This window comes from Pseudomonas sp. URMO17WK12:I6 (genome assembly GCF_003253625.1).
Taxonomy (GTDB): domain Bacteria; phylum Pseudomonadota; class Gammaproteobacteria; order Pseudomonadales; family Pseudomonadaceae; genus Aquipseudomonas.
In genome coordinates this window covers 425,794-451,082 of record NZ_QKYZ01000002.1, presented here as the reverse complement: position 1 = coordinate 451,082, position 25,289 = coordinate 425,794, and the positions used below count along the sequence as shown (strand labels likewise).

At 61.3% G+C, this 25,289-nt stretch carries 19 protein-coding genes and 1 pseudogene; 17 read left to right on the top strand and 3 right to left on the bottom strand.

Annotation, left to right across the window (positions count from 1 at the left end; genetic code table 11):
* Positions 1–3 precede the first annotated feature (3 nt).
* The 10 genes and pseudogenes from F475_RS05730 to F475_RS05685 all read left to right on the top strand — a co-directional run bounded on the left by F475_RS05730 (position 4) and on the right by F475_RS05685 (position 13,470).
* Complete coding sequence (locus F475_RS05730) at positions 4–426, top strand: AprI/Inh family metalloprotease inhibitor (RefSeq protein WP_111453381.1); 423 nt, start codon at positions 4–6, stop codon at positions 424–426.
* Between the two features lie 211 nt (positions 427–637).
* Positions 638–2,425, top strand: coding sequence for a type I secretion system permease/ATPase (locus tag F475_RS05725; protein WP_064618015.1), 1,788 nt, complete (start codon positions 638–640; stop codon positions 2,423–2,425).
* On the top strand, positions 2,422–3,771 hold the full coding sequence (locus F475_RS05720; protein WP_111453380.1) for an HlyD family type I secretion periplasmic adaptor subunit: 1,350 nt from the start codon (positions 2,422–2,424) through the stop codon (positions 3,769–3,771). The genes F475_RS05725 and F475_RS05720 overlap by 4 nt, the downstream gene beginning before the upstream one ends.
* Positions 3,772–3,773: 2 nt before the next feature.
* Complete coding sequence (locus F475_RS05715; protein ID WP_064618012.1) at positions 3,774–5,138, top strand: TolC family outer membrane protein; 1,365 nt, start codon at positions 3,774–3,776, stop codon at positions 5,136–5,138.
* A gap of 180 nt (positions 5,139–5,318) precedes the next feature.
* Positions 5,319–5,822 (top strand): annotated as a pseudogene (locus tag F475_RS05710) (S8 family serine peptidase); the annotation flags it as partial.
* Positions 5,710–6,075 carry an autotransporter domain-containing protein gene (locus tag F475_RS30405; protein WP_146602932.1) on the top strand — a complete coding sequence of 122 codons (366 nt, stop codon included), beginning with the start codon at positions 5,710–5,712 and terminating at the stop codon, positions 6,073–6,075. The pseudogene F475_RS05710 and the gene F475_RS30405, both read left to right, overlap by 113 nt.
* Before the next feature lie 66 nt (positions 6,076–6,141).
* A complete protein-coding gene (locus F475_RS05700; protein WP_111453378.1) occupies positions 6,142–9,189 on the top strand; it encodes an autotransporter serine protease in 3,048 nt (1,015 codons plus the stop codon).
* Between the two features lie 23 nt (positions 9,190–9,212).
* A complete protein-coding gene (locus tag F475_RS05695) occupies positions 9,213–10,910 on the top strand; it encodes a polyurethanase (protein WP_111453377.1) in 1,698 nt (565 codons plus the stop codon).
* 97 nt (positions 10,911–11,007) lie between these two features.
* The gene (locus F475_RS05690) at positions 11,008–12,861 is read left to right on the top strand and encodes a polyurethanase (protein ID WP_111453376.1); all 1,854 of its coding nucleotides are present in this window, start codon (positions 11,008–11,010) and stop codon (positions 12,859–12,861) included.
* A gap of 243 nt (positions 12,862–13,104) precedes the next feature.
* Positions 13,105–13,470, top strand: a complete 366-nt coding sequence (locus F475_RS05685) for a hypothetical protein (protein WP_086944260.1) — start codon at positions 13,105–13,107, stop codon at positions 13,468–13,470.
* 258 nt (positions 13,471–13,728) lie between these two features.
* On the opposite strand, the gene F475_RS05675 is transcribed toward F475_RS05685, so the two are convergent.
* Positions 13,729–14,655 (bottom strand): glyoxylate/hydroxypyruvate reductase A, encoded by a 927-nt coding sequence (locus F475_RS05675; protein ID WP_111453406.1) that lies wholly within the window; start codon positions 14,653–14,655, stop codon positions 13,729–13,731.
* A gap of 272 nt (positions 14,656–14,927) precedes the next feature.
* On the opposite strand from F475_RS05675, the gene gabT reads away from it, so the two are divergent.
* The 4 genes from gabT to F475_RS05650 all read left to right on the top strand — a co-directional run bounded on the left by gabT (position 14,928) and on the right by F475_RS05650 (position 19,286).
* A complete protein-coding gene (gene gabT / locus F475_RS05670) occupies positions 14,928–16,220 on the top strand; it encodes a 4-aminobutyrate--2-oxoglutarate transaminase (RefSeq protein WP_111453375.1) in 1,293 nt (430 codons plus the stop codon).
* Between the two features lie 96 nt (positions 16,221–16,316).
* Entirely contained in the window at positions 16,317–16,973 is a 657-nt protein-coding gene (locus F475_RS05665; protein ID WP_111453374.1) for a 2-haloalkanoic acid dehalogenase, read from the top strand.
* Between the two features lie 45 nt (positions 16,974–17,018).
* The gene (locus tag F475_RS05660) at positions 17,019–17,507 is read left to right on the top strand and encodes an Lrp/AsnC family transcriptional regulator (RefSeq protein WP_003174918.1); all 489 of its coding nucleotides are present in this window, start codon (positions 17,019–17,021) and stop codon (positions 17,505–17,507) included.
* Positions 17,508–18,080: 573 nt separating this feature from the next.
* Positions 18,081–19,286 carry a DUF1624 domain-containing protein gene (locus F475_RS05650; protein ID WP_111453373.1) on the top strand — a complete coding sequence of 402 codons (1,206 nt, stop codon included), beginning with the start codon at positions 18,081–18,083 and terminating at the stop codon, positions 19,284–19,286.
* 67 nt (positions 19,287–19,353) lie between these two features.
* Here the strand turns inward: F475_RS05650 and F475_RS05645 are convergent, their stop codons facing one another.
* Both F475_RS05645 and F475_RS05640 read right to left on the bottom strand, forming a co-directional pair.
* Complete coding sequence (locus tag F475_RS05645; RefSeq protein ID WP_111453372.1) at positions 19,354–20,067, bottom strand: cupin domain-containing protein; 714 nt, start codon at positions 20,065–20,067, stop codon at positions 19,354–19,356.
* Positions 20,068–20,136: 69 nt separating this feature from the next.
* The gene (locus F475_RS05640) at positions 20,137–20,994 is read right to left on the bottom strand and encodes a GNAT family N-acetyltransferase (protein ID WP_111453371.1); all 858 of its coding nucleotides are present in this window, start codon (positions 20,992–20,994) and stop codon (positions 20,137–20,139) included.
* 240 nt (positions 20,995–21,234) lie between these two features.
* Here F475_RS05640 and F475_RS05635 point away from each other — a divergent pair, with 240 nt between their 5' ends.
* The 3 genes from F475_RS05635 to F475_RS05625 all read left to right on the top strand — a co-directional run bounded on the left by F475_RS05635 (position 21,235) and on the right by F475_RS05625 (position 25,214).
* A complete protein-coding gene (locus tag F475_RS05635) occupies positions 21,235–22,707 on the top strand; it encodes an aldehyde dehydrogenase (RefSeq protein ID WP_111453370.1) in 1,473 nt (490 codons plus the stop codon).
* A 521-nt stretch (positions 22,708–23,228) separates the two neighbouring features.
* Entirely contained in the window at positions 23,229–23,897 is a 669-nt protein-coding gene (locus F475_RS05630) for a haloacid dehalogenase type II (RefSeq protein ID WP_018925987.1), read from the top strand.
* Positions 23,898–23,939: 42 nt separating this feature from the next.
* Entirely contained in the window at positions 23,940–25,214 is a 1,275-nt protein-coding gene (locus F475_RS05625; RefSeq protein ID WP_064617988.1) for an FAD-binding oxidoreductase, read from the top strand.
* The last annotated feature ends 75 nt before the right edge of the window (positions 25,215–25,289 follow it).

Here is a 25,289-nt window from a genome sequence, read left to right as displayed (position 1 = left end):
CCTATGACCCAGAACGCTTTTACCTGCAAAACAACCGCGTGGCTGTTAGCGACGCTAATGATGTTTCTTGGAGAAGTAGCCATGGCAAGCAGTCTGAAATTAGCCGACCCGTCGGAGCTCGCCGGCAAATGGCAAGCCATTTTGAATACCGCGCAAGACTCGCCCGAGTCCCAGGCGCTGCAGGACAAACCGTCGAATGTCTGCACGATAGAGCTTAAATCGGACCAGACCCTGGGTGAGGGGGCCGATTGCTTCAGTGCCTGGCTGAACAAATCGGCGATGGGCTGGTTCCCGGAGCCGGACGGCATTGCCGTGACCGGGGAAGAAGGCTCAAGAATTGTGTTTTTCAGCCGACAGCATGAGGGGCTTTATAAAAGCACCTTGAAGTCGGGGCTGATTATTACGCTTAAGCGCGCAGCGCAATAAGCGAAAAGCGTCGGACCGATAGCAGTGCTGAATATAAAGACCGTTATTGCAGTTATAAGCAGCAGATCAATAACCGGGACTCTTTAAAGTTTAAAAAGAGTTGTTATTAATCTGTCAGCGATAACCGGCAAGAGAATGTCTCGACCCGCGTGCGGACAGTTAATTGGAACCTTGCCAAGTGAGGCGAGGCTTAATACCTCAGGAAAAACCAATGAAGATGGCGAAGAGCCCGGCCACCGCACCGTTATTCAAGGCACTGGGCGACTATAAGAGCATCTTGATCAGCGTCGGCTGCTTTACCGCATTGATCAACGTTCTGATGTTGGTCCCGTCGATTTATATGCTCCAGGTTTATGACCGGGTGCTGTCGTCGCAAAACGAAACCACACTGGCGATGTTGTCGCTGATGGTGGTCGGGTTCTTCGCCTTCATCGGGTTGCTGGAGACTGTGCGCAGTTTCATCGTCATCCGTATCGGCAGCCAACTGGAACGCCGTTTCAACCTGCGGGTGTATCAGGCTGCTTTCGAGCGCAACCTGTTCAAGGGTGAGGGCAACGCCGGGCAATCCCTGGGCGACTTGACCCATATTCGCCAGTTTGTCACCGGTCCGGCGCTGTTTGCCTTCTTCGATGCGCCATGGTTTCCGGTCTATCTGTTTGTGATTTTCCTGTTTAACGTCTGGCTCGGCGTATTGGCCACCGCAGGGGCGGTGCTGCTGATCGGGCTGGCCTGCCTCAACGAGGCCATGACCAAAAAGCCTTTGGGCGAAGCGGCAGGGTTTTCCCAGAAATCCAGCCAACTGGCCACCAGTCATCTGCATAACGCCGAAACCATTCAAGCCATGGGCATGCTTGGTGCATTGCGCAAGCGCTGGTTCGGGGTGCACTCGCGTTTTCTCGGCCTGCAGAATCAGGCCAGCGATACCGGCGCGGTCATCAGTTCCTTGAGCAAAACCCTGCGCCTGTGCCTGCAATCCCTGGTCTTGGGGTTGGGCGCCTTGCTGGTGATCAAGGGCGACATGACCGCCGGGATGATGATCGCCGGCTCCATTTTGATGGGCCGGGTGCTGAGCCCCATCGATCAGTTGATTGCCGTGTGGAAACAGTGGAGCGGCGCCAAACTCGCGTACCGCCGCCTCGACGCCTTGCTGCAAGCCTTTCCTGCGAGTGACGAGGCCATGGCGCTGCCGGCACCGAAAGGCCAGATCACGTTTGAGCAAGTCAGCGCCGGCCCGCCGGGGCAGCGGGCAGCGACCTTGCACATGGTCAATTTCAACCTCGGCGCCGGCGAAGTGCTGGGCGTGCTCGGGGCTTCCGGCTCCGGTAAATCGACTCTGGCACGGGTGCTGGTCGGCGTCTGGCCGACGCTGGGAGGCACGGTGCGCCTCGACGGCGCGGACATTCATCGCTGGAACCGCGACGACCTCGGCCCTTACATCGGCTATCTGCCCCAGGACATCGAATTGTTCAGTGGCAGCATCGCCGAAAACATCGCCCGATTCCGTGAGGCAGACCCGCAAAAAGTCGTCGAAGCCGCGCAACAGGCTGGCGTCCATGAATTGATTCTGCGCATGCCCCAGGGCTACGACACCGTGCTCGGCGAAGACGGCAGCGGTTTATCCGGTGGCCAGAAGCAACGGGTGGCCCTGGCTCGTGCGTTGTACGGTCATCCGAGCCTGGTGGTACTGGATGAACCGAACTCCAACCTCGATACCGTCGGCGAAGCGGCACTGGCCGGCGCCATCGCACACATGAAGGCCCGGGGCACCAGCGTGATTCTGGTCACCCATCGTTCTTCGGCCCTGGCCCAGGCCGACAAGTTGCTGGTGCTCAACGAAGGTCGCTTGCAAGCCTTCGGCCCAAGCCAGGACGTGCTCAAGGCGCTTGCCGGCAACCCGTCGGCTACCCAGGAACAATCACGTGAAAAAGCCGCGCAGGCACCGGGCGGGCTCAGCATGAGCCGGCAGTATCAGCCCACGACCAGGAATTCGGGTGTATGAGCAGCACACGCATGAACAACGACAGCGAAGCGACGATGGAACACGATTACATTGCCGAACGCCCTGAGCGCGATGCCCGTTTCTTCGCCCGCATGGGTTGGATTCTGGCGATTGTCGGCGCCGGCAGTTTTTTCACTTGGGCGAGCCTCGCGCCACTCGATCAAGGCATCCCGGTGCAGGGCACCGTGGTGGTCTCGGGCAAGCGCAAGGCCGTGCAATCGATGAGCAATGGCGTGATCAGCCAGATTCTGGTGCGTGAAGGCCAAGTGGTGAAACAAGGCCAGCCGCTGTTCCGCCTCGACCAGACTCAGGTCGCGGCCGACGTGCAATCGCTGCAAGCGCAATACCGCATGGCGTGGGCCAGCCTGGCGCGCTGGCAGAGTGAACGGGACAACCTCAAGCAGGTGAATTTCCCCGCTGAACTGAGCAACGATCCCGATCCGCGCCTGGCGCTGGTGCTTGAAGGCCAACGGCAATTGTTCAGCAGCCGCCGCGAAGCGTTTTCCCGTGAGCAAGGCGCTTTGCGCGCGAACATCGAAGGCGCCAGCGCGCAACTGGCCGGCATGCGCCGCGCGCGCACTGACCTGACGGCCCAGGCCAGTTCCCTGCAACAACAGTTGAGCAATCTGCAGCCCTTGGCAGACAACGGTTACATCCCGCGCAACCGCTTGATGGAATACCAGCGTCAGCTGTCGCAAGTGCAGCAACAACTGGCAGAGAACACCGGCGAAAGCGGTCGGGTGGAGCAGGGCATCCTCGAGTCCCGACTGAAGCTGCAACAGCACAGTGAGGAATACCAGAAGGAAGTCCGCAGCCAACTGGCCGACGCGCAGCTCAAAAGCGTGACCCTGGAAGAGCAGCTGACTTCCGCCGGCTTCGACCTGCAACACAGCGAAATCGTCGCCACCGCCGATGGCATTGCGGTCAACCTTGGGGTTCATACCGAAGGCGCGGTAGTACGCCAGGGCGAAAACCTGCTGGAGATTGTCCCGCAAGGCACCAGCCTGGAAGTGGAAGGGCATTTGCCGATCAACTTGATCGACAAGGTCGGCACGCACTTGCCGGTGGACATTCTGTTCACCGCGTTCAACCAGAGCCGCACCCCGCGAGTGCCGGGCGAAGTCAGCCTGATCTCCGCCGACCAAATGGTCGATGAGAAAACCGGTGCGCCGTATTACGTGCTGCGCAGCAGCGTCAGCGATCAGGCGATGGAAAAACTCAACGGCCTGGTGATCAAGCCTGGCATGCCGGCAGAAATGTTCGTGCGCACCGGTGAGCGTTCACTCCTCAACTATCTGTTCAAACCGCTGCTCGACCGGGCAGGCTCCGCGTTGACCGAGGAATAAGGATGTTCGGTTGTATGAATAAGCTTTCCCTGCTCGCAGCGACCCTGGCGTTGCTGACGTGCAACAGCGCAATGGCCATGGGGCCGTTCGACATCTACGAGCAAGCGTTACGCAATGATCCGGTGTTCCTCGGTGCCATCAAGGAGCGCGATGCCGGCCTCGAAAACCGCGACATCGGCCGCGCCGGGCTGTTGCCGAGGCTGGGTTACAACTACAACAAGGGGCGTAACTCCTCCAAGGCCACCAATCTGAATGCCCGCGGTAACAGCCAGAGTGAAGATCGCAACTACAGCAGTTACGGCTCGACCCTGACCCTGCAACAGCCGTTGCTCGATTACGAGGCTTACGCTGCGTATCGCAAAGGCGTGGCGCAATCGCTGTTCGCCGATGAAAACTTCCGTGGCAAGAGCCAGGAACTGCTGGTTCGCGTGCTGGAGAATTACACCAAGGCGCTGTTCGCCCAGGACCAGATCGACATCGCGCGCGCGAAGAAAAAAGCCTTCGAGGAGCAGTTCCAGCAGAACGAGCAGATGTTCCGCCAAGGGGAAGGCACGCGCACCGACATCCTCGAAGCCGAGTCACGTTACGAGCTGGCGACCGCCGAGGAAATCGAGGCGCGGGACGAACAGGATGCGGCTCTGCGGGAACTGGGCGCCCTGGTGGGTGTAGCCGCCATCGACATTGGCGACCTGACGCCGTTGGATCAGAACTTCCAGACCTTCACCCTGCAACCGGCCAACTACGACACCTGGCACGAGATGGCGGTGGCCAATAACCCGAACCTGGCTTCCCAGCGCCAGGCGGTGGAAGTGGCGCGCTATGAAGTCGAACGCAACCGCGCCGGGCACCTGCCGAAAGTCAGCGCCTACGCCTCGATGCGCCAGAACGAATCGGAAAGCGGCAACACCTACAACCAGCGCTACGACACCAACACCATCGGTATTGAAGTCAATGTGCCGCTGTACGCCGGTGGCGGCGTCTCGGCCTCGACCCGGCAGGCCAGCCGCAACATGGAACAGGCTGAGTACGAGCTGGACGGCAAGACCCGGGAAACCTTGATCCAGCTGCGCCGCCAGTTCAGCGCCTGCCTGTCGGGGGTCAACAAGCTGCGCGCTTATCAGAAGGCCCTGACCTCGGCCGAAGCGCTGGTGGTCTCGACCAAACAAAGCATTCTGGGTGGTGAACGGGTCAACCTCGACGCATTGAATGCCGAACAACAACTATTTACCACCCGCCGGGATCTGGCGCAGGCACGCTACGACTATCTGATGGCCTGGACCAAGTTGCATTACTACGCCGGCACCTTGAACGAACAGGACTTGGCCAAGGTGGATGAGGCGTTCGGCCAGGGCGCGAGGGCACAGTAGCCGTTAGAAAACAGTGTGGCGAGGGAGCTTGCTCCCGCTGGGCTGCGAAGCAGACCCAATGGCGGTTGCTGCGCAACCGAACGGGAGCAAGCTCCCTCGCCACAGAATCACAGCAACACCTCGCCCCTGGGACCGGGGCCTAGAACTCAAAAAACGCCAAGAAAGCGAGATTTCATGCACATGGACGTACAGATCAAGCCGATGTCGGTCGGCACGCTGCTGCTCTTGATTTCATCAGCGCCGGGTTCGGCCCTGGCGCAGTACCTGGAAACCGGCACCCTCGGTGACCCGGCCAGTTGGCGTTCGGCGGAGTTCCAGCGCGATTGGGGCCTGGGGCGGATGCAGGCCGATCAAGCCTATGCCGCCGACATCACCGGCAAAGGCGTGAAAATCGGCGCGCTGGATTCCGGTTTCGATTCCAGCCATCCCGAATTCGCCGCCGACCGTTATCACGCCGTGACGGCCAGCGGCAGCTATGTCGATGGCTCGGCGTTCAACGTCGACGGCACGCTTAACGCCAACAACGACTCCCACGGCACCCACGTCATCGGCACCATGGGCGCTTCCCGGGATGGCAGCGGCATGCACGGCGTGGCGTACAACGCACAAATCTACGTCGGCAACACCAACAAGAACGACAGTTTCCTGTTCGGTCCCAACCCCGACCCGCGCTACTTCACAGCTGGACCTGAGCGGCAGCCTCGGTTGGCAGCACAACCTGAGCAACACCGATTCCGAAGAACACCTGGTGTTTGCCAGCGGTGGCGCACCGTTCGCGGTGCAGAGCTCGCCGCTGGTTCGTGATGCGGCGCTGGTGGGCGCCCATGCCAGCCTGGTCTTGAGTCGGGATATTCGGTTGAACCTCGATTACACCGGCCAACTGGCCAGCCGCGAGAAGAGCCATGGAGTAGGGCTGAGTCTCAATTGGCAGTTTTAGTAGCAGGACAAGACACGCCTTTGAAGGCCCAAGGATCTTTGCAACACAACTAAGGACGGTAGCTTGATGGATAACAAGTACAACAAACTTGCCTTGCTCTGTGCACTGGCAACCCTGGGCACCGCACACGCGGCACCCTACGTGGAAAACGGCAGGGTCGGTGACCCGAACAGTTGGCGCAGCGCGGAGTTCAACGCCGACTGGGGGCTGGGGGCGATCAACGCTCAGGAGGCCTATGCGGCCGGTTACACCGGCAAAGGGGTGAAACTGGGGATCTTCGACCAGCCGGTCTACGCCTTGCACCCGGAGTTTTCCGGGGCCAACAAGGTAATAACCCTGGTCACCAGCGGCATCCGCGAGTACACCGACCCATACATTCCGGTCAAAGCCGGGGACGCCTTTCTCTATGACGGTTCGCCTTCAGTAGGTTCCAACGGCAAACTCGGCGCCCACGGCACCCACGTTGGCGGGATCGCCGCGGGCAGTCGCGATGGCGGACCGATGCACGGCGTCGCCTTTGGCGCGCAAATCATCAGCGCTGACAACGGCGACCCAGGCCCGGAAGACGGCATCATCCGTGGCAACGACGGCGCGGTGTACAAGGCCGGTTGGGACGCCCTGATCGCCAGCGGCGCGCGGATCATCAACAACAGCTGGGGCATCGGCATCACCGACCGCTTCGATCTCGGCGGCCGGGACCCGGCGTACCCGCACTTCACCGTGCAGGACGCGCAACTGCAATTCAACGAAATCCAGACCTTGCTCGGGACCAAACCCGGCGGTGCCTACGACGGCGCCATTGCGGCGGCCCGCAGCGGCATCGTCACGATCTTCGCCGCCGGCAACGATTACAACCTCAACAACCCGGACGCCATCGCCGGCCTCGGTTACTTCGTCCCCCAGATCGCGCCGAACTGGATGACCGTCGCCGCGTTGCAGAAGAACCCGGACATCAACAGCCCCGACCTCTACACCATCAGCACCTTCTCGTCGCGCTGCGGCTACACCGCGAGTTTCTGCGTGTCGGCACCGGGCAGCCGCATCTATAGCTCGATCATCAGTGGCACCAATGCCGATAACCTGACCACCGGCTACGCCAACTACAACGGCACCTCGATGGCGGCGCCGCACGTTGCCGGCTCGGTGGCAGTGTTGATGGAACGCTTCCCGTACATGACCGGCGCGCAAGTTGCCAGCGTGCTGCGCACCACCGCCACCGACCTCGGCGCACCCGGCGTCGACGCACTGTACGGCTGGGGCATGATCAACCTGCGCAAAGGCATCGATGGCCCGGCGATGTTCGTCACCGAGCAGGACATTCCCGAGGAGTTCCGCATCAACGGCGCCTACGGCTCCAGCCAGTTTGTCGCGGACTTGCCGGGTATCGGCGCGATCATCGATGCTGGCAAACCCACCGAGCGTGTGTGCAATGACGTGCATTGCGGGCTCGACTATTGGCGTAACGACATTTCCGGCCATGGCGGCCTGACCAAGCAGGGCATCGGCACGCTGGTGCTGACCGGCGCCAACACCTACACCGGCCCGACCCTGGTCAATCAGGGCCGATTGGCGATCAACGGTTCGCTGCTGTCGGCCGTCACCGTCAACAACAGCGGCATCCTTGGCGGTAACGGCAGCATCGCGGCACTGACCGCGAAAAGCGGCGGTACTGTAGCCCCCGGCAATTCCATCGGCACCTTGCAGGTGGCGGGCGACGTGACCTTCGAACCTGGTTCGACCTACGCCGTAGAACTGTCGCCCACCAGCAGCGACCGGATCATCGCCGGCGGCAAGGCGATCATTGACGGCGCAACGGTCAGCCTGTCGCTGGAAAACAGCCCGACGCTGCTGACCACCGGCGAGGCGAAAACCCTGCTCGGCAATCAGTACAACATCCTGCAAGCGGCCGGCGGAATCGAAGGGCGCTTCGGAGCAGTGCTGCCGGATTACCTGTTTATCGGTGGCACCCTCGACTACGCGGCCAACGGCATTCAACTGGCCGTCGAGCGTAATGCGACGTCCTTCACCAGCGTTGGCCAAACCCCGAACCAACGCGCCGTGGCCGCTGCCGCCGAGCAACTGGGCGCAGGCAATCCGCTGTACGAAACCCTGCTGCTGTCGCCGACCGCCGCTGTCGCGCAACAGGCGTTCCAGCAGCTGTCTGGCGAGATTCATCCGGCGATCGGCACGCTGCTGATCAACGACAGCCACTACCTGCGCGATGCCGTCGGCGAACGTTTGCGCGAGCATGATCTGTTCGACGCCGGCGCACCGACCGATGACCGCAGCAATGCCTGGCTCAAAGTGCTCGGCGCCTGGGGCAAGAGCGATGGCGGGCATGACAACGCCAGTTCTAACAGCTCCATTGGCGGGTTGCTGGCCGGTGTCGATGGCTTGATCACTGAAGATACGCGCTTGGGTTTCGTCACTGGTTACAGCGACAGCTCATTGAGCATGGGCGATGGCACGCACTCTTCAGCTTCCGTCGACAGCTATCACTTGGGCGCCTACCTGGGCCATGAGATCGACGCGCTGCGCCTGAGTGTCGGCGGCGCTTACAGCTGGCATCGCATCGACGTCAAACGCGACCTGCAATTCGGTGACGTCAGCGGCAAGCAGAAATCCAAACGCGATGCGACCACCGCGCAACTGTTCACCGAAGCAGCCTATCGCCTGGACCTGCAACCGCTGGCACTGGAGCCGTTCGCCAACCTGGCCTACGTGCATTTGAACAGCGACAGCTTCAGCGAAAAAGGTGATGCCGCCGCACTCAAGGGCGGTGAAAACAACCGCGATGCGGTGCTCTCGACCCTCGGCCTGCGGGCGAGCAAAGCCATTGCGCTGTCCGACCAGCATCAGTTGGAACTGTCCGGCACGCTCGGCTGGCAGCACAACCTGAGCAGCACCCGTTCCGAAGACCACCTGGCCTTCGTCAACGGCAACACCGCGTTCAGCGTGCAAAGCGTGTCGATGGACCGCGATGCCGCGGTGGTCGGCGCCCGTGCCGGACTGGCGCTGGGCCGCGATACCCGTTTGAACCTGGATTACAACGGGCTGCTCGGCTCCCGGGAAAAAGACCACGGTGTGGGCCTGACCCTGGACTGGCAGTTCTGATTTGACGCAAAGGAAGCCACAACATGGGACTGTTTGATTACAAAAATGCCGGCAGTGCGGCCGGCAAGGCGTTGTACTCCGACGCGATCGCGCTGACGCTCTACGCGTACACGCCCACCGGCCAGCCACTGCCAGCGACCGCTTGGGCGCCGATTGGCGCTGCAGCCCTGGGCTATCAGGGCAAGGTGGGGCCTCAAGGCACCTTCTATGGCGAGAAGGACGGTTTCACCAGCGCCGAAGCCGAAATCCTCGGTAAATACGACGGGGCAGGGCAGCTGATCGGCCTCGGCATTGCTTTCCGTGGCACCGGCGGCCTGGGCTACAGCGACACCTTCGGCGACATGAAAAACAACCTGCTGGCCGCGGTCGGACCGGCGGATTACGCGAGCAACTACGCGAAAAACGCCTTCGATACCTTGCTCAAAAGCGTCGCCGCGTTTGCCATCGCCCACGGCCTGAGCGCCAAGGACGTGCTGGTCAGCGGGCACAGTCTCGGTGGGCTGGGGGTCAACAGCCTGGCGGAGTTGAGCGGCAACAACTGGGGTGGTTTCTTCAAGGACGCCAACTACATCGCCTTTGCCTCGCCGACCCAAAGCGCCACCGGCAACAACGTGCTGAACATCGGTTACGAGAACGACCCGGTGTTTCGCGTGCTCGACGGCACCACTTTCAGCAGTGGCTCGCTGGGCAAGCACGACGGTCATCAGGATTCGGCGACCAACAACATCGTCAACTTCAATGACCAGTACGCGTCCACCGCGCAGAACCTGGTGCCGTTCAGCATCCTCAACCCGCTGAACTGGTCGGCCCACGGCTCGTTGGGCTATGCCGACGGTTTGAACCGGGTGATCGACTCGCGCTTCTACGACCTCACCGACAAGGATTCGACACTGATCGTGTCCAACCTGTCGGAGTCGTCCCGAGGCACTACCTGGGTCGAGGACCTGGGCCGCAGCGGCGAGCCCCACACCGGCAGCACGTTCATCATCGGCACCGACAGTAATGACTGGCTCAAGGGCGGCGCCGGCAATGACTTCATCGAAGGTCGAGACGGTAACGACAGGTTCCGCGATGACGGCGGCTACAACCTGCTGCTGGGCGGCAAGGGTAGCAACACCTTCGAGTTGCAGAAGCCGTTGCAGAACTTCAGCTTTGCCAATGACGGCGACGGCACCCTGTATGTGCGCGACGCCTACGGCGGCATCAGCATGACCCGCGACATCGGCGCGCTGGTGAGCAAGGAGTCGGGTTCGTGGTGGGGCAGCAAGGAGGTGACCTACAACGTCACCGCCAATGGCTTGCTCAATGGTACAGAACTGACCCACTACAACCATTCGCTCAACGGCGATGCCTTCAGCAACACGCTGGTGGCCAGCGTCGACGGTGACTGGCTGTTCGGCAATGCCGGCGACGACCTGCTGCGCAGCGATAAAAGCCATGTGACGTTCGTCGGCGGCACGGGCAATGACGTGATGCATGCCTCGGGAGGCGGCAACACCTTTTTGTTCAGCGGCGCCTTCGGTTTCGACGCGATCAATGGCTACCAGGGCAGCGACAAACTGGTGTTTATGGGCGTCCAGGGCGCGGGGCAGGGCTATGACTACACCCAGCACGCTTCACAGGCCGGCAACGACACGGTGCTGAAGATTGGCGATTACGCCGTGACGCTGGTGGGGGTGGGACTGGATAACCTGTCGGCTTCGGGAATTACGTTTGCGTAAAGGCGGCATGCACTAGAGGCTCCGGGGCGCCTCGTGATCGAGGCGTCCTGGCTGTGAGCTATCTCTGACAATTCCAACAAAGAGAGAGGCAATAGCAATGGGTGTGTATGACTACAAGAACTTCGGCGCAGCAGACTCCAAGGCGTTGTTCAGCGACGCCATGGCGATCATGCTGTATTCCTATCACAACCTCGACAACGGTTTCGCCACCGGTTACCAGCAAAACGGTTTCGGCCTGGGCTTGCCGGCCACCCTCGTGACCGCGCTGATCGGCGGCACCGACTCCCAGGGCGTGATTCCCGGCATTCCCTGGAACCCCGATTCGGAAAAGGCCGCGCTCGACGCCGTGCAAAAGGCCGGCTGGACCCCGATCACGGCCACGCAACTGGGCTATGACGGCAAGACCGACGCTCGCGGAACCTTCTTCGGCGAGAAGGCCGGTTACACCAGTGCGCAAGTGGAGATCCTCGGCAAGTACGACGCCCAGGGTCATCTCACGGAAATCGGCATTGCCTTTCGTGGCACCAGCGGCCCAAGGGAAATCCAGATCGGCGATTCCATCGGTGATGTGATCAACGATCTGCTGGCGGCGCTCGGCCCCAAGGATTACGCGAAAAACTACGCGGGCGAAGCCTTCGGCAATTTGCTCGGCAAAGTCGCGGCGTTTGCCCAGGCCAATGGCCTTGCGGGCAAGGACGTGCTGGTCAGCGGCCACAGCCTCGGCGGGTTGGCGGTCAACAGCCTGGCGGACTTGAGCAGCGAAAAATGGTCCGGGTTCTATCAGGATTCCAACTACATCGCCTACGCCTCACCGACCCAAAGCAGCAGCGACAAAGTGCTGAACATCGGTTATGAAAATGACCCGGTGTTCCGCGCCCTCGACGGCTCGTCGTTCAACCTGGCTTCGGTGGGCGTGCACGATGCTCCCAAGGATTCAGCGACCGATAACATCGTCAGCTTCAACGACCATTACGCCTCGACGGCGTGGAATGTGTTGCCGTATTCCATCACCAACATCGCCACCTGGATTTCACACTTGCCCACCGGTTACGGCGACGGCATGACCCGGGTGCTGGAGTCCAAGTTCTACGACCTGACCAGCAAGGACTCGACGATCATCGTCGCCAACCTCTCGGACCCGGCGCGAGCCAACACCTGGGTCCAGGACTTGAACCGCAACGCCGAAACCCACAAAGGCAGCACCTTCATCATCGGCAGCGACGGCAATGACCTGATCCAGGGCGGCAAGGGCAACGACTACATCGAAGGCCGCGACGGTAACGACACCTTCCGCGACAGTGGTGGCTACAACATCCTGTTGGGCGGCAAGGGCAGCAACGTGCTGGACCTGCAGCAGTCGCTGAAGAATTTCGTCTTCGCCAATGACGGTGTCGGCAACCTGTACGTGCGCGACGCCAATGGCGGCATCAGCATCACCCGCGACATCGGTAGCATCGTCACCAAGGAGCCGGGGTTGCTCTGGGGCCTGTTCAAGGATGACGTGACCCACAGCGTCACCGCCAATGGCCTCACCGTCGGCAGCAACCTGACCCAGTACGCCTCGAGCGTGAAGGGCACCACCGGCACCGACACCCTCAAGGCCCATGCAACGGGCGACTGGTTGTTTGGCCTGGACGGCAATGACCACTTGATCGGCAGCGCCGGCAACGATGTGTTTGTCGGCGGGGCGGGTAATGACCTGATCGAGTCGGGCGGCGGGATTGATACTTTCCTGTTCAGCGGCGCGTTTGGCCAGGACCGGGTGGTGGGCTACCAGGCCAACGACAAACTGGTGTTCCTCGGGGTTCAGGGTGTTGCGCCAAACGACGACTTCCGCGCCCATGCCACGGCGGTGGGGCAGGATACGCTGCTGACGTTTGGCAGTGATTCGGTGACCCTGGTGGGTGTCGGGCTGGACAGTTTGTCCAGTAGCGCGATTGTGATCGCCTGAGGGTAATGGGGTGCCGGTAAGGGCCTCTTCGCAAGCAAGCTTCGCTCCAGGGAATGCATTCCAATGCAGGAGCGAGGCTTGCCCGCAAAGAACGATAACGCGGTTGTCTCCGTGACTCACCAACCGCTCCCGGACTCGAATACCTGCATCAACAGGAACTGGCACTAAAGCATCAGCCCTCTCATGCGTTACGCTATAACGCTATAGCTGCATGCCGCCATTGAGTACAGGAGATTTAGTAACGTGAGTAACAGCAAGAGGTACACCTTCGGTCTGGCGCTGGCCTTGTTATCGGCCGCCGCCGCCGCAGAACTGCCTCAGAGCTCGATTCTGACCCGTTACGGGGTCACCTCCGATCAACTGCCGAAACCGCCAGCAACCGAAACCGCCAAGCCCATCGAAGAAAAAAGCCGCTTCCAGCTCCAGCCGGAACAGCCCTGGGTGACGTTGCGCCTGGGCGACGGCAAACAACCAGAGAAGACTGGCAATATCAGCATCGACCGTTCGATGCAGCAGGAACTGGAACGCTGCCAGCGCATGCAGGAACAACTGATCCGGCGTGGCGGGCAATACATTTCCTGCGATAACAGTATTCCGGGCACCCACTAAACCTATTAATGCCGGACAATTAAGCCGTAATGCGATCTGTAGCAGCTGTCGAGCTTGCGAGGCTGCGTTCGGCTGCGAAGCAGTCGTGAATCCGGCTAACGCGGTCTGCCTGATGCACCGCAATGTCTGGTTTTACGACTGCTCTGCAGCCGAACGCAGCCTCGCAAGCTCGACAGCTGCTACGGCGAACGCACAAAGAGTGCGTTGCGGCTGAACTGACCGGCATTAGCCCCTGAGCGCCCGTTACTGCATCGGCGTTCAATAACCCTGCGCGCGATCGATCTCGCCGAGCATCGGCTCACCCCGTTGATGCCGGCGGATGTTCTCCAGCAACACCCCGAACGCGCTTTCCGGCTGGGTCATCGCCGCGATGTGTGGCGTCAGCAGAATCTGCGGGTGGTGCCAGAACGGATGATCTACCGGTGCCGGTTCCTGTTGCAGCACATCAAGGACTGCGCCGCTCAAGTGCCCGCTGTCCAGCGCTTCCAGCAGATCCTCTTCGATCAAATGCCCACCACGGCCCATGTTGATCAGCGCCCCGCCCTTGGGCAGTTGCTCAAACAGGTTGCGATCAAGAATGCCCTGGGTCTGTTCGGTCAGCGGCAACACACACAACAGAATGTCGCACTGGCTGAGGAACGCCGACAGTTGCGCGTTGCCGGCATAGCAATCGACCCCCGGAATGTGATGGGCACTGCGCGCCCAGCCAGACAAGGCAAAGCCCAGCGGTTGCAAGGTCGCCAGAATCTGCTGCGCCTGGGCACCGAGCCCCATGACCCCGACCCGACGTTTGGCCGCCGGTTGCAGCAAGTGCGCCTGCCAGCAGCGGGCCATTTGTTGCTGGCGGTAGCGCAGCATGTCGCGGTGCAGGCTGAGTACGGCAAAAGTCGCGTATTCGCACATGCCACGGGTGATGCCCGGATCCAGCAGACGCACCACCGGCAAGCTCGCCGGCAAGCGACCGAGGTCGAGTTGATCGACGCCGGCGGACAAGGCAAACAGCACTTGCAGATTCGGCAGCACAACGTCGAGATCGTCAGGTGCCTGCCATGCGGCCAGGTATTGAATGTCCTTCGGGTCGCCGATGTCCGGCCAGGCGCGCCATTCGATATCCGGGGCGTGTTCGGCAAACAGCGCTTGCCACTGTTTGCCGCGCACAGGGTCAGCTTTATACAGCAGGGCCATGGGCATTTCCTGAAAGGTGAAGGGGCTGCCCATCATCGCGCAATACCAGCGCAGGATCTGTCGAAAGCAGCGGCTTTAACGGGTTGTGTGATCTTGTATCGACCCGGCATCGGCAGATTCGGCGGGCTGAAGGAATCTGCCGTTTGGCGGGGTGAAAACAGTCGATCCGAATTTCTCAGGGGGCAAGTTCGGCGTAGTTCGTTTCGCGCAAGCCTTAACCTGAACACCATCGCAACCACTTCCCGGTTGCCGGACTCACGATGGGAAATGCCATGAATAGCAAAGTCGACGAAACCCCTCATTTGCTCCGTCAGCGCGATCAATTCGTGCCACGTGGCCTGGTTACCGCGCATCCGTTGGTGATCGATCGGGCCCTGGGTTCAGAATTGTGGGACGTGGACGGCAAGCGCTACCTGGACTTTGTCGGCGGTATCGGTGTGCTTAACATCGGTCACAATCACCCGAAGGTGGTCGCGGCGGTGCAGGCGCAGTTGCAAAAAATCTCCCACGCCTGTTTTCAGGTGGTGGCCTATAAGCCTTATCTCGACCTGGCCCAGCGCCTGTGCGAAATGATCGGCGGCCAGGACGCTTATAAAGCAGCGTTCTTCACCTCCGGCGCCGAAGCGGTGGAAAACGCGGTGAAGATTGCCCGCGCCCACACCAACCGCTCGGCGGTGATCGCCTTTCGTGGTGGGTTCCATGGCCGGACCTTGCTCGGCACCACGCTGACCGGCATGAGCCAGCCGTATAAACAGAACTTCGGGCCGTTCGCGCCGGAGGTTTTCCATACTCCGTATCCGAATGCCTATCGCGGCGTCACCAGCGACATGGCGCTCAAGGCACTGGACGAGTTGTTGGCGACCCAAGTGGCGCCTGAGCGGGTCGCGGCGATCATCATCGAACCGGTGCAGGGCGATGGCGGTTTCCTTGCGGCACCGGCGGAGTTTCTTCAGGCCCTGCGCGCGCTGACTGAAAAGCACGGCATCGTGCTGATCCTCGATGAGATCCAGACCGGTTTCGGGCGTACCGGCAAGTGGTTCGGTTTCCAGCACGCCGGGATTCAGCCGGATCTGGTCACCGTGGCCAAGAGCCTGGCCGGCGGTTTGCCGCTGTCCGGTGTGGTCGGCAAAGCCGAGATCATGGACGCGCCATTGCCAGGCGGCCTCGGCGGTACTTACGGCGGCAACGCGCTGTCGTGCGCGGCGGCGCTGGCGGTGATCGAAGCCTACGAGCAAGAGCAGTTGCTGGCCCGTGGCGAAGCGTTGGGCGAGCGTCTGCGTCAGGGACTGTTGAGCTTGCAGGCCCGTTACCCGCGGATCGGCGACGTGCGCGGCAGCGGCTTCATGCTGGCGATCGAACTGATCAAGGATGACGAGGCACGGACCCCGGACGCCGACCTCAACCAACGACTGATCGACGAAGCCCGGGCCGGTGGCCTGTTGGTAATCAAGTGCGGCGTGCAACGCAACGTGTTGCGTTTCCTCGCGCCACTGGTGACCAGCGAAGCACAGATCGATGAAGCGTTGCAGATTCTCGACGCGGCACTGGCACGAGTCTTGAACTGAGCTCACGCCAGCTCACGGGCGCTGCCACACGGCATCGCCCGTGAGCATTTATGGAGCATGGATTGATGGAATGCATCATCGGAGGCTTTACACACCATGGGGCTGACTGATTATCGAGCGTTGCTGATCGATTGCGATGAGGTGCTGGTGGATCGCGATTCCGGAGTCTGGGCGGCGTTGCAGCCGCTGCTCGACAGCCGTGGCGGTCACCCGGACAAGGCACAGGTGCTGGCCGAATTCAGCGAGGTGGTGCGGGCGCTGTACCCGCGTTTCGGCGAGTTGGGCTTCAGTGGTTTGCTGTGTTTCGCACACCGTCAATTGGCCGAGCGCTGGGCGTTGAAAGCCAGTTGGGAGGAGGGCATGAGCTTCGCCCGGTCCGTCGTCGGCTGGTCGTTGTTCGAGGATGCACCCGGCGCCATGCTGTACTTGCGCAAGTTCTATCGCCTGCTGGTGCATGGCGACCGTGACGCCGAAGATCGCGGCCTGTTGTGCGAACGCCTGGGGATCCTGCCCGACGATTTTATTTCCCTGGCAAGCGACCCATTGCAGGACCATGACTGGCTGGCGGCCAATGACCTTGATGCCAACACCATCCTCCAGGTAACTCGGCCTGGCGCCCGGCAACCGGGGGCGGGGGCGGTCTGCCTGATCTGTCGCGGCCGGGCCAGACAACCGTCGCCGTGCGCGGCGGATTACTGCATCAACAGCATGGCGGATCTGGTGGCTCAGCATCAGCTGTCTTTACGGCGCTGATTTTGCTAGAAGATTGTCTTACAAACGGCAGTCAAGAGGTACGCAATGGAAGGTTTAGTAAAACTGGACCGAATCGACATCAGCATCCTGGTTGAGCTGCAAAAGGACGGGCGCATGACCAACGTCAGCCTGGCCGATGCCGTGGGCCTGTCGGCCAGCCCCTGCCTGCAACGGGTCAAGCGGCTGGAGTCGGCCGGGTATATTTCCAGCTACAAGGCTCACCTGAACCTGGCCAAGATCACCGACTCGGTCACGGTGTTCACCGAGATAACCTTGAGCGACCACAAGCGCGAAGACTTCGCCAAGTTCGAGTCCAATATCCGTCTGGTCGACGAAGTGCTCGAATGCCACCTGATCAGCGGTGGCTACGATTACCTGGTGCGCTTCATGACACGCAGCATCCAGCATTATCAGGAAGTGGTCGAAAGCCTGCTGGACAAGAACATCGGCATCTCCAAGTATTTCAGCTACATCGTCATCAAGTCACCCGTACTGAAGGACGGCGTGCCGCTGCGCAAATTGTTGCGGCACTGAAGCTGACTCCACATCCCCCCCATTCCCTTGCAGCCTGCCGCGCCTTCGAAAGAGGCGCGCGACGGGCTCTGTGTAGCAGCTGCCGAGCAGCGCGAGGTGGCGTTCGGCTGCGTAGCAGTCGTAAACCCTGAATGCACGGTGTACCTGACGGATCGCAGTGACTGATTTTGCGGCTGCTTCGCCGCCGAACGCCGCCTCGCGCTGCTCGACAGCTGCTACGGAGAATTCGGTTTGGGCATGCACCTCAATCGGACATCGGGGCCGCACAACCGCTTCAACACGCTTCATGCTGGCGCAGGCCGTATAAACCGCTGTTTACGCGGCGAAAACAGTCTTCGTTTGCGTTACGGGCGATGAATTCGGAACAAAGCGCAAAATCGCCTGCGTTGTAATGCGTTCAGAGAGAGGGGCAGGTCGTTGCACGGCTTCAGTTCAACACTGTCGCTCTATCGAAAGGAAGGTCAGGTACCCTTGCCGCGGGCGCCGTCGCAGCTGCCGGCATCGGAAGTTGCCAGGCTGAAGAAACAGGGCTGAGCCAGCGGTAGTCCACTGACCAAGACATGAGTGACTGATATGACCCTATCTACAAGCGTGGCAGGGCAGGCGGGAAGTGTTTCCCCTGCGCTGGCCACCAGCGTTGCCAAAACCAACACCCGGATGTTGGCTATCGATGCCTTGCGCGGCTTCGTCATGCTGTTGATGCTCATCGACCATGTGCGCGAAACCTTTCTGCTGCACCGTCAGGTCACCGACCCGATCGATGCGCTGAACGTGACCCCGGACCTGTTTTTCACCCGCCTGCTGAGCACCCTTTGCGCCCCGGTGTTCATCTTCCTCACCGGGTTGTCGGCCTGGCTCTACAGCCAGAAACACACGGCCAGTGAAACCTCGGTGTTTCTGCTCAAGCGCGGGCTGTTCCTGGTGTTTCTGGAGCTCACATTCGTATGCTTTGCCTGGAACGCCGAGTTCCCGCCCAAGACGCTTTGGCTGCAAGTGATCTGGTGCATTGGCATTTGCATGATCGTGCTTGCCGGGTTGCTGCACTTCAAGCGCGGTTGGCTGATCGTGCTCGGGGTGGCCATTGTCGCCGGGCACAACCTGCTCGATGGCGTGACCGTGGGGCCGGAGTCGCCGGTCTTCGTGCCGTGGTCGATCCTGCATCAGCGCGTATTCATCGACATCACCGAGTTCACCCGGGCTCGCACCACGTATCCGGTGTTGCCGTGGATCGGCGTGATTCTGCTGGGCTGGGCCATCGGGCCATGGTTCGGCAAGGACATGGAACCGGCCGAGCGGATTTCCCGCTTGCTCAAGGTTGGCGTCGGCCTGCTGCTGGCGTTCGTATTCATTCGATACCTGAACGTTTACGGCGAGAAACCCTGGGTGCAGACCGGTGATTCGCTGCGCACCTTCATGAGTTTCATGAGCGCGAAGAAGTATCCGCCGTCACTGATGTTCCTGATGCCGACCCTCGGCCTGGGGCTGATTCTTCTGGCGGTGTTCGAGAAGGCCCAGGATCGCTGGTCCACCGCGACCCTGGCGGTCTACGGCGGCGCGCCGATGTTCTTCTACTTGCTGCACCTGTATGTGCTGAAGGCCATGTACCTGGTGGCCGTTGCCATCTGGGGCGCCAATCAGGGCACCTATTACGGCTTCGACAACCTGCCGATGGTCTGGCTGTGGAGCGTGATTCTCGGGGTGCTGCTGTTCTTCCCGACGCGCTGGTTCGCCAACCTCAAGCAGCAGCGTCGCGACATCGCGATTCTCAAATACCTCTGATTCAAAGATCTTGCTGAACTCAGCACAAATACCTGTGGGAGCGGCGGTGCGGCGCTCCCACAGTTCCCTATTTGACGGCATACACCTTGCGCACATACCGCGCACTGCTCCAGGCGCACGGTGCGCCTTGCGGCACGAACACGGTGTCACCGGGGTTGACCGTTACGCTGGTTCCATCCGACGCCTGCAAAGTCACGCTGCCTTCGAGCAGGTGCATCAGCTCGTTGAGTTTGTGCGCTCGGCCATGGCGGGTGTACGGCGTCGAATCCCACACGCCGACGCGCAGATCAGTGGTGTCATCTTCGAAGGCATTGCGCGAGCGGCACTGCGGCGTAGGCCCGATCAGTATCTGCGGTTCCGGTGCCGCCGAAGGGGACAGCATCGCCAGCGGGTCGAGCGCTGTCAGCCCCGGTTTCTGTTCGGCGCTGGGGCTGGTGACGGCGCAGAAGGCCCAGCACGTATCGGGTTGTGCCTGAAACCTGAGCGCTGTGCCGCGACCGATCACCGCGCTGGCACCGATGCCCAGTTCCAGCACCTGTTCCCCGGATTGCAGCACGACGTGCCCCGCATGGACCACGATCACTTCGGTGTGCGGAAAGTGCTCGATATCGACGGTTTTGCTGGTGTGAACAAGGCCCGCCGAGACGCCGTCGGACCCAATGTAGGCGATCTGACGACCGTCCATGAACGGATCGATGGAACTCAAGGGCGCTGCCTTGAAAGACGTAGAAACGCGGCTGCCGTCGGCGCGGGCCAACAGCACAATGGTGGGTTGAGACATGCGGGTGACGCTCCCTGCAAATGGGGGGTAGAAAGTGATGGAAGGCGCTCGCTTCATCGCGCGCCGGAATCAGCCGATGGCTTGGGTGACAAGGGCAAATTGGCGTACGCCGTTGGCCGCTTGCGGCGGTGTACCCCGTGCCATTTGCGCCACGGTGTCGACCTGTTTGAGACCGGCCAGCTCCAGCCACTCGCTCAAACCACTGTCCGCTGGAATGTCGATTCGCACGAAAGCGTCCGGCACTTGGGCCAGCAACACGGCGATCAGGTGTTTGGCCTGTTCAAGATTTTCGGCGATGACCGGGCCGAGGCAACGACCGCGACCAAACGGGCGCAGCAGGGCGAAGGCACGCAACTGACCGTCGCGCTCGATGCCTACCGAATGCTCGGCCACCGCAAACAGCTCCGTGAGCACCGCTTGCCGGTCCAGACCACTGCCGGCGTTGGCCAGTGCCAGTTGAGGAGCCCGATCCGTCGCCTGTAACGGGCGGCATTCCTCACCGTCCGCCAGTGGTTCAAGCGCGGGCACCTGGGCCAGGCCTTGATGCTGCTGAATCCGTCCGAACTCGACAAACCCCTGGCTGGCATAAAGCGGCGCACCGGCGAGGGTCGCATTGAGCATCGGCGTGCGCGACTGGCAGGCCTCCAGTGCGTGCTCCATCAATCGACGGCCGATGCCCTTGCCCTGATAGTCGTCACTGACAATCACCAGGCCGATGGTGGCGAAGTCGCCTTGCCGGCAGGCGAATGCGGTACCGATTAAACGCGGGCCATCGAGCACCACGAAACCTTCGCTGACCCGCTGTAGCATCGCCCAGTCTTCCAGGCGATGAGGCCACTTCAACTCAACAGACAAGGCGTGGGCCGAAGGCAGGTCGGCGGCGGTCATCGGCCGATAAACATAAGTGGAAGGGTGCGAGGCGGACATGGCGAGTCTCCGTTTACAGTGTGCGCAATCAACCGGTTTTCCGGCGCGAGGATGCCTGTATCCCATCTGTGTGAAGGCCTGACAAGGGGGGCGGAAGGATTCGGCAGATTCCTCACATCAAAGGCCTGCAGACCACACTTACTACTTAATTGCCCCATAAGGTCGGCAGCAAATGCTTGGGCTTTTTTTCTACGATGGAGGCCTGAGTAAACGCCTCGCCGTCCCTTTTTGGAGTGCTCCATGGATAGCTTCGATCCTCGCCTTATCGCTGTGCGCAGCGCTCATTTTATTGCCGGAAAATACCGTGACGCTCAACCGGGGCTCGAGGTGGTTCGCCCTTCAGACGGCCAGGCCTATGCCCAGTTGCCGATCGCCGATGCCGACCTAGTGGATGAGGCGGTCAACGATGCCTGGCAGGCGTTTAACCGCAGCGATTGGGCCAGCCGTCCGCCCCGGGAACGGGCACGGGTCATGCGTCGCTGGGCCGATCTGATCGAAGCCGATGTCGCCGTGCTGGCGCCGCTGGAAGCGGTGGGCTCGACCCGTCCGCATAAAGATGTGATCGCCTGGGACATTCCTTATGTCGCCGAGGGCATTCGTTTCTTTGCCGAACTGGCGGACAAGCACGGCGGCCAAGTCGCGGCGACCCAGACCGATCGCCTGGGCATGCAGATCGCTGAACCGTACGGCGTGATCGCCGCCATCGCGCCGTGGAATTTCCCCTTGAGCATGGCTTCGTGGAAAGTCGCGCCGGCGCTGGCTGCCGGCAATGCCGTGGTGCTCAAACCGTCGGAGCTGACGCCGTTTTCCAGCCTGCGCTTTGCCGAACTGGCGGTGCAGGCGGGCATTCCTGCCGGGATTTTCAACGTGGTTCAGGGCGATGGCCGCGTCACTGGCGACGCCTTGTGCCGTCATCCACGGGTGGGCAAGGTAACCTTTACCGGCTCCACGGCGACCGGCTCGAGCATCATGTCCACTTGCGCATTGGTGGGGCCGAAACCGGTAACCCTGGAGCTGGGCGGCAAGAGCCCGCAACTGGTGTTCGCTGACGTGCCGGATATCGCGAAAACCGCACGCACCGTGGCGCTGGCCATCACCGGCAATGCCGGGCAGGTGTGCGTGTCTGGTTCGCGGTTGTTGATCGAGCGCTCGATCATGGAACCGTTCGTTGCGCACTTGCAGGCGTATTTCGAGGAGTTGCGCCCGGGGCCGACCTGGTCGTCCGAGAGCACGCTGTCGCCGATTATTTCCCGGTTGCAGGCCAGTCGCATCGACGGCATCGTCCAGCGTTCGCGCCAGGCCGGGGCCGAAGTGCTGACTGGCGGTGGTTTGTTTGAAGGGCTGGGCGGTGCCTATTACCAGCCGACCTTGCTGGCTGGCCTGGACAATCAGAACCCGGCGATCTGTGAAGAAATCTTCGGCCCGGTGCTGACGGTGCAGGCGTTCGATGACGAACAGCAGGCACTGAGCCTGGCCGCGCACGCCACCTACGGCCTGGCGGCGGGCGTGCACACCGCCGACATCAACCGCGCCCTGCGCCTGGTCCGACGGCTGGAGGCGGGCACGGTGTGGGTCAACCGCTATGGACGCAGCAACGACTACATCCTGCCGACCGGTGGCTACAAACGCTCCGGCATCGGCAAGGACCTGGGTCGCGAAGCCTTCGAAGCCAATCTGCGCTTCAAGAGTGTGCTGATCGATATCGTCCAATAACACGGCCCCCGTAGCAGCTGCCGAGCAGCGCGAGGCGGCGTTCGGCGGCGAAGCCGTCGTAAACCCGATTTGCAAGGTTTTCATGACACACCGCAATAGCTGATTTCACGACGGCTTCGCCGCCGAACGCCGCCTCGCAGGCTCGGCAGCTGCTACACCGGGTAGTCATCAAGAGAAGGTTCAAACCGCACCCAAACGGGCGCTTCCTCAGGGAAGCGCCCGTTTTCGTTCAGCCCGGCGCAGGTTCTGCCGTGAATGGGGGCGTTCGTCAGCCTCGCATAGCCATGAAGGTCCATAAGAGCGCATAAATACGGGGGTTGCCCAAGGCTGGAGCGAGCCGCAAAGTCTGCTGAGGGGGCAGGCTAAAACGGTGGTTTGTATCAAGCAGAGGTCGCTTTTAACGCCATCTGCTGATTTCACGGTGTTGTAATGACGGTGTGCTGCAGCGTTGCATCGCCGCTCCCGAAACGCAGCGAATACCTGTCGCGCCATGACCTCAACGAACTTCAGGACCGCACTCAATGAGCTTTCTACGCCCCAAATTCATTACGTTCGACTGCTACGGTACGCTGACCAATTTCCACATGGGCACGATGACTCGCGAACTGTTCGCCGACCGCGTGGCGCCCGAGCAGATGGATCAGTTCGTCAAGGACTTCTCGGCCTATCGCCTGGACCAGGTCATGGGTGACTGGATGCCGTATGACGAAATCCTCAAGACCTCCCTGGCGCGGGTCTGCAAGCGTTGGGGTGTCGAATACCGTGGCGAAGGCCAGCTGTATTACGACGCCGTGCCGACCTGGGGTCCGCACCCGGACGTGCCGGCCGGTCTGTCGAAAATCGCCGACAAGATCCCCCTGGTGATTTTCTCCAACGCCAGCAACAGCCAGATCATGTCCAACGTCGACAAGCTCGGCGCACCGTTTCACAAAGTCTTCACCGCCGAACAGGCCCAGGCCTACAAGCCGCGCCTGGCCGCGTTCGAGTACATGCTCGACAACCTCAACTGCGGCCCGGAAGACATCTTGCATGTGTCTTCCAGTTTCCGTTACGACCTGATGCCGGCCCACGACATGAAGATCAAGAACAAGGCCTTCGTCGCCCGCGGTCACGAGGTTCCGGGCAATGCGTTCTACGGCTACCAGCAGATCACCGACATCGGTGGACTGGCGGCGCTGGTCGGTCTCTAAGTTGAACGGTAACGGCGCTCTTCACGGAATAAGGGGTTAGACATGGGCAGTGAATCCTACTGGCTCGACACCGCACCGGCTTTCACCGGTGCTCAGCTCGGCGCATTGCCCGGGCAGGTCGACGTGGCCATCGTCGGTGGCGGTTTCACCGGCCTGGCGGCGGCTCGCGCGCTGGCCTTGAAGGGCGCCAGTGTGGTGGTGCTGGAAGCGGGGAGAGTGATCGGCGAAGCCTCCGGGCGCAACGGCGGCCAATGCAACACCGGCGTTGCCCAGGACTATGCCGGGCTGAGTGCCAGCCTCGGTGCCGACAAGGCGCGGGCCTATTACCAGGCCTATGAAAGCGCGGTGCAGAGCGTTGTGTCCCTGGTGGAGCAGGAGCAGATCGCTTGCGACCTCAAGCGCAACGGCAAGCTCAAACTGGCGGCCAAACCGCTGCACTACGAAGGCCTGGCGCGCACCTGCGAATTGATTCGCAAGGAGGTCGATGCCGAGGTCGAGTTGCTGAACGCCGAACAGACCCGCGCCGAAGTGAATTCGGCCCAGTTCCATGGCGGCTTGCTGCAGCGCAACGGTGTGCAGATGCATGTCGGGCGTTTCGGCGTCGGTCTGGCTGAGGCTGCGGCGCGTCACGGCGCGCTGATCTATCAAGGTACGTCGGTGACGGACTGGAAGGCCCAGGCCGGCGGTTATCGGGTCAACACCGCCAAGGGTTCTTTGCACGCCGGGCAAGTATTGCTGGCGACCGGCGCTTGTCAGCACGGTGGCCTGGGCTGGTATCGGCGGCGGATCGTGCCGGTCGGCAGTTTCGTGATCGCCACTGAGGTGCTGCCGCAGTTCCTCATCGATCAGTTGCTGCCCGGTCGGCGTGCCTATGTCACCAGTCGCATGATCGGTAACTACTTTCGCCTGACCCCGGACAACCGCTTGCTGTTCGGCGGACGTGCGCGGTTTGCGATGTCCGACAGCGTGTCCGACGCCAAGAGCGGCAAGGTGCTGCAAGCGGCGATGGTGCAGATGTTCCCGCAGTTGGCCAAGGTGAAAATCGACTACTGCTGGGGCGGGCTGGTGGACATGACCTCCGACCGTTTGCCTCGCGCCGGTCAGCACGGCGGGGTTTATCACTCCATGGGCTACAGCGGCCATGGGGTGCAGATGTCGGTGCACATGGGCCAGGTGATGGCCGAGGTGATGGCCGGCAAAGTCGAGGCCAATCCCTGGCGCGAACTCGACTGGCCGGCGATTCCCGGGCATTTCGGCAAGCCGTGGTTCTTGCCGTTCGTGGGCGCTTACTACCGCCTCCAGGACTATTTGCATTGAGTTGATGTTGTGGCGTCACCGTCGTTTGCGTTTCCAGGACGTTCCGGTCAACCGGAGCACTCGAATCTTCTGATT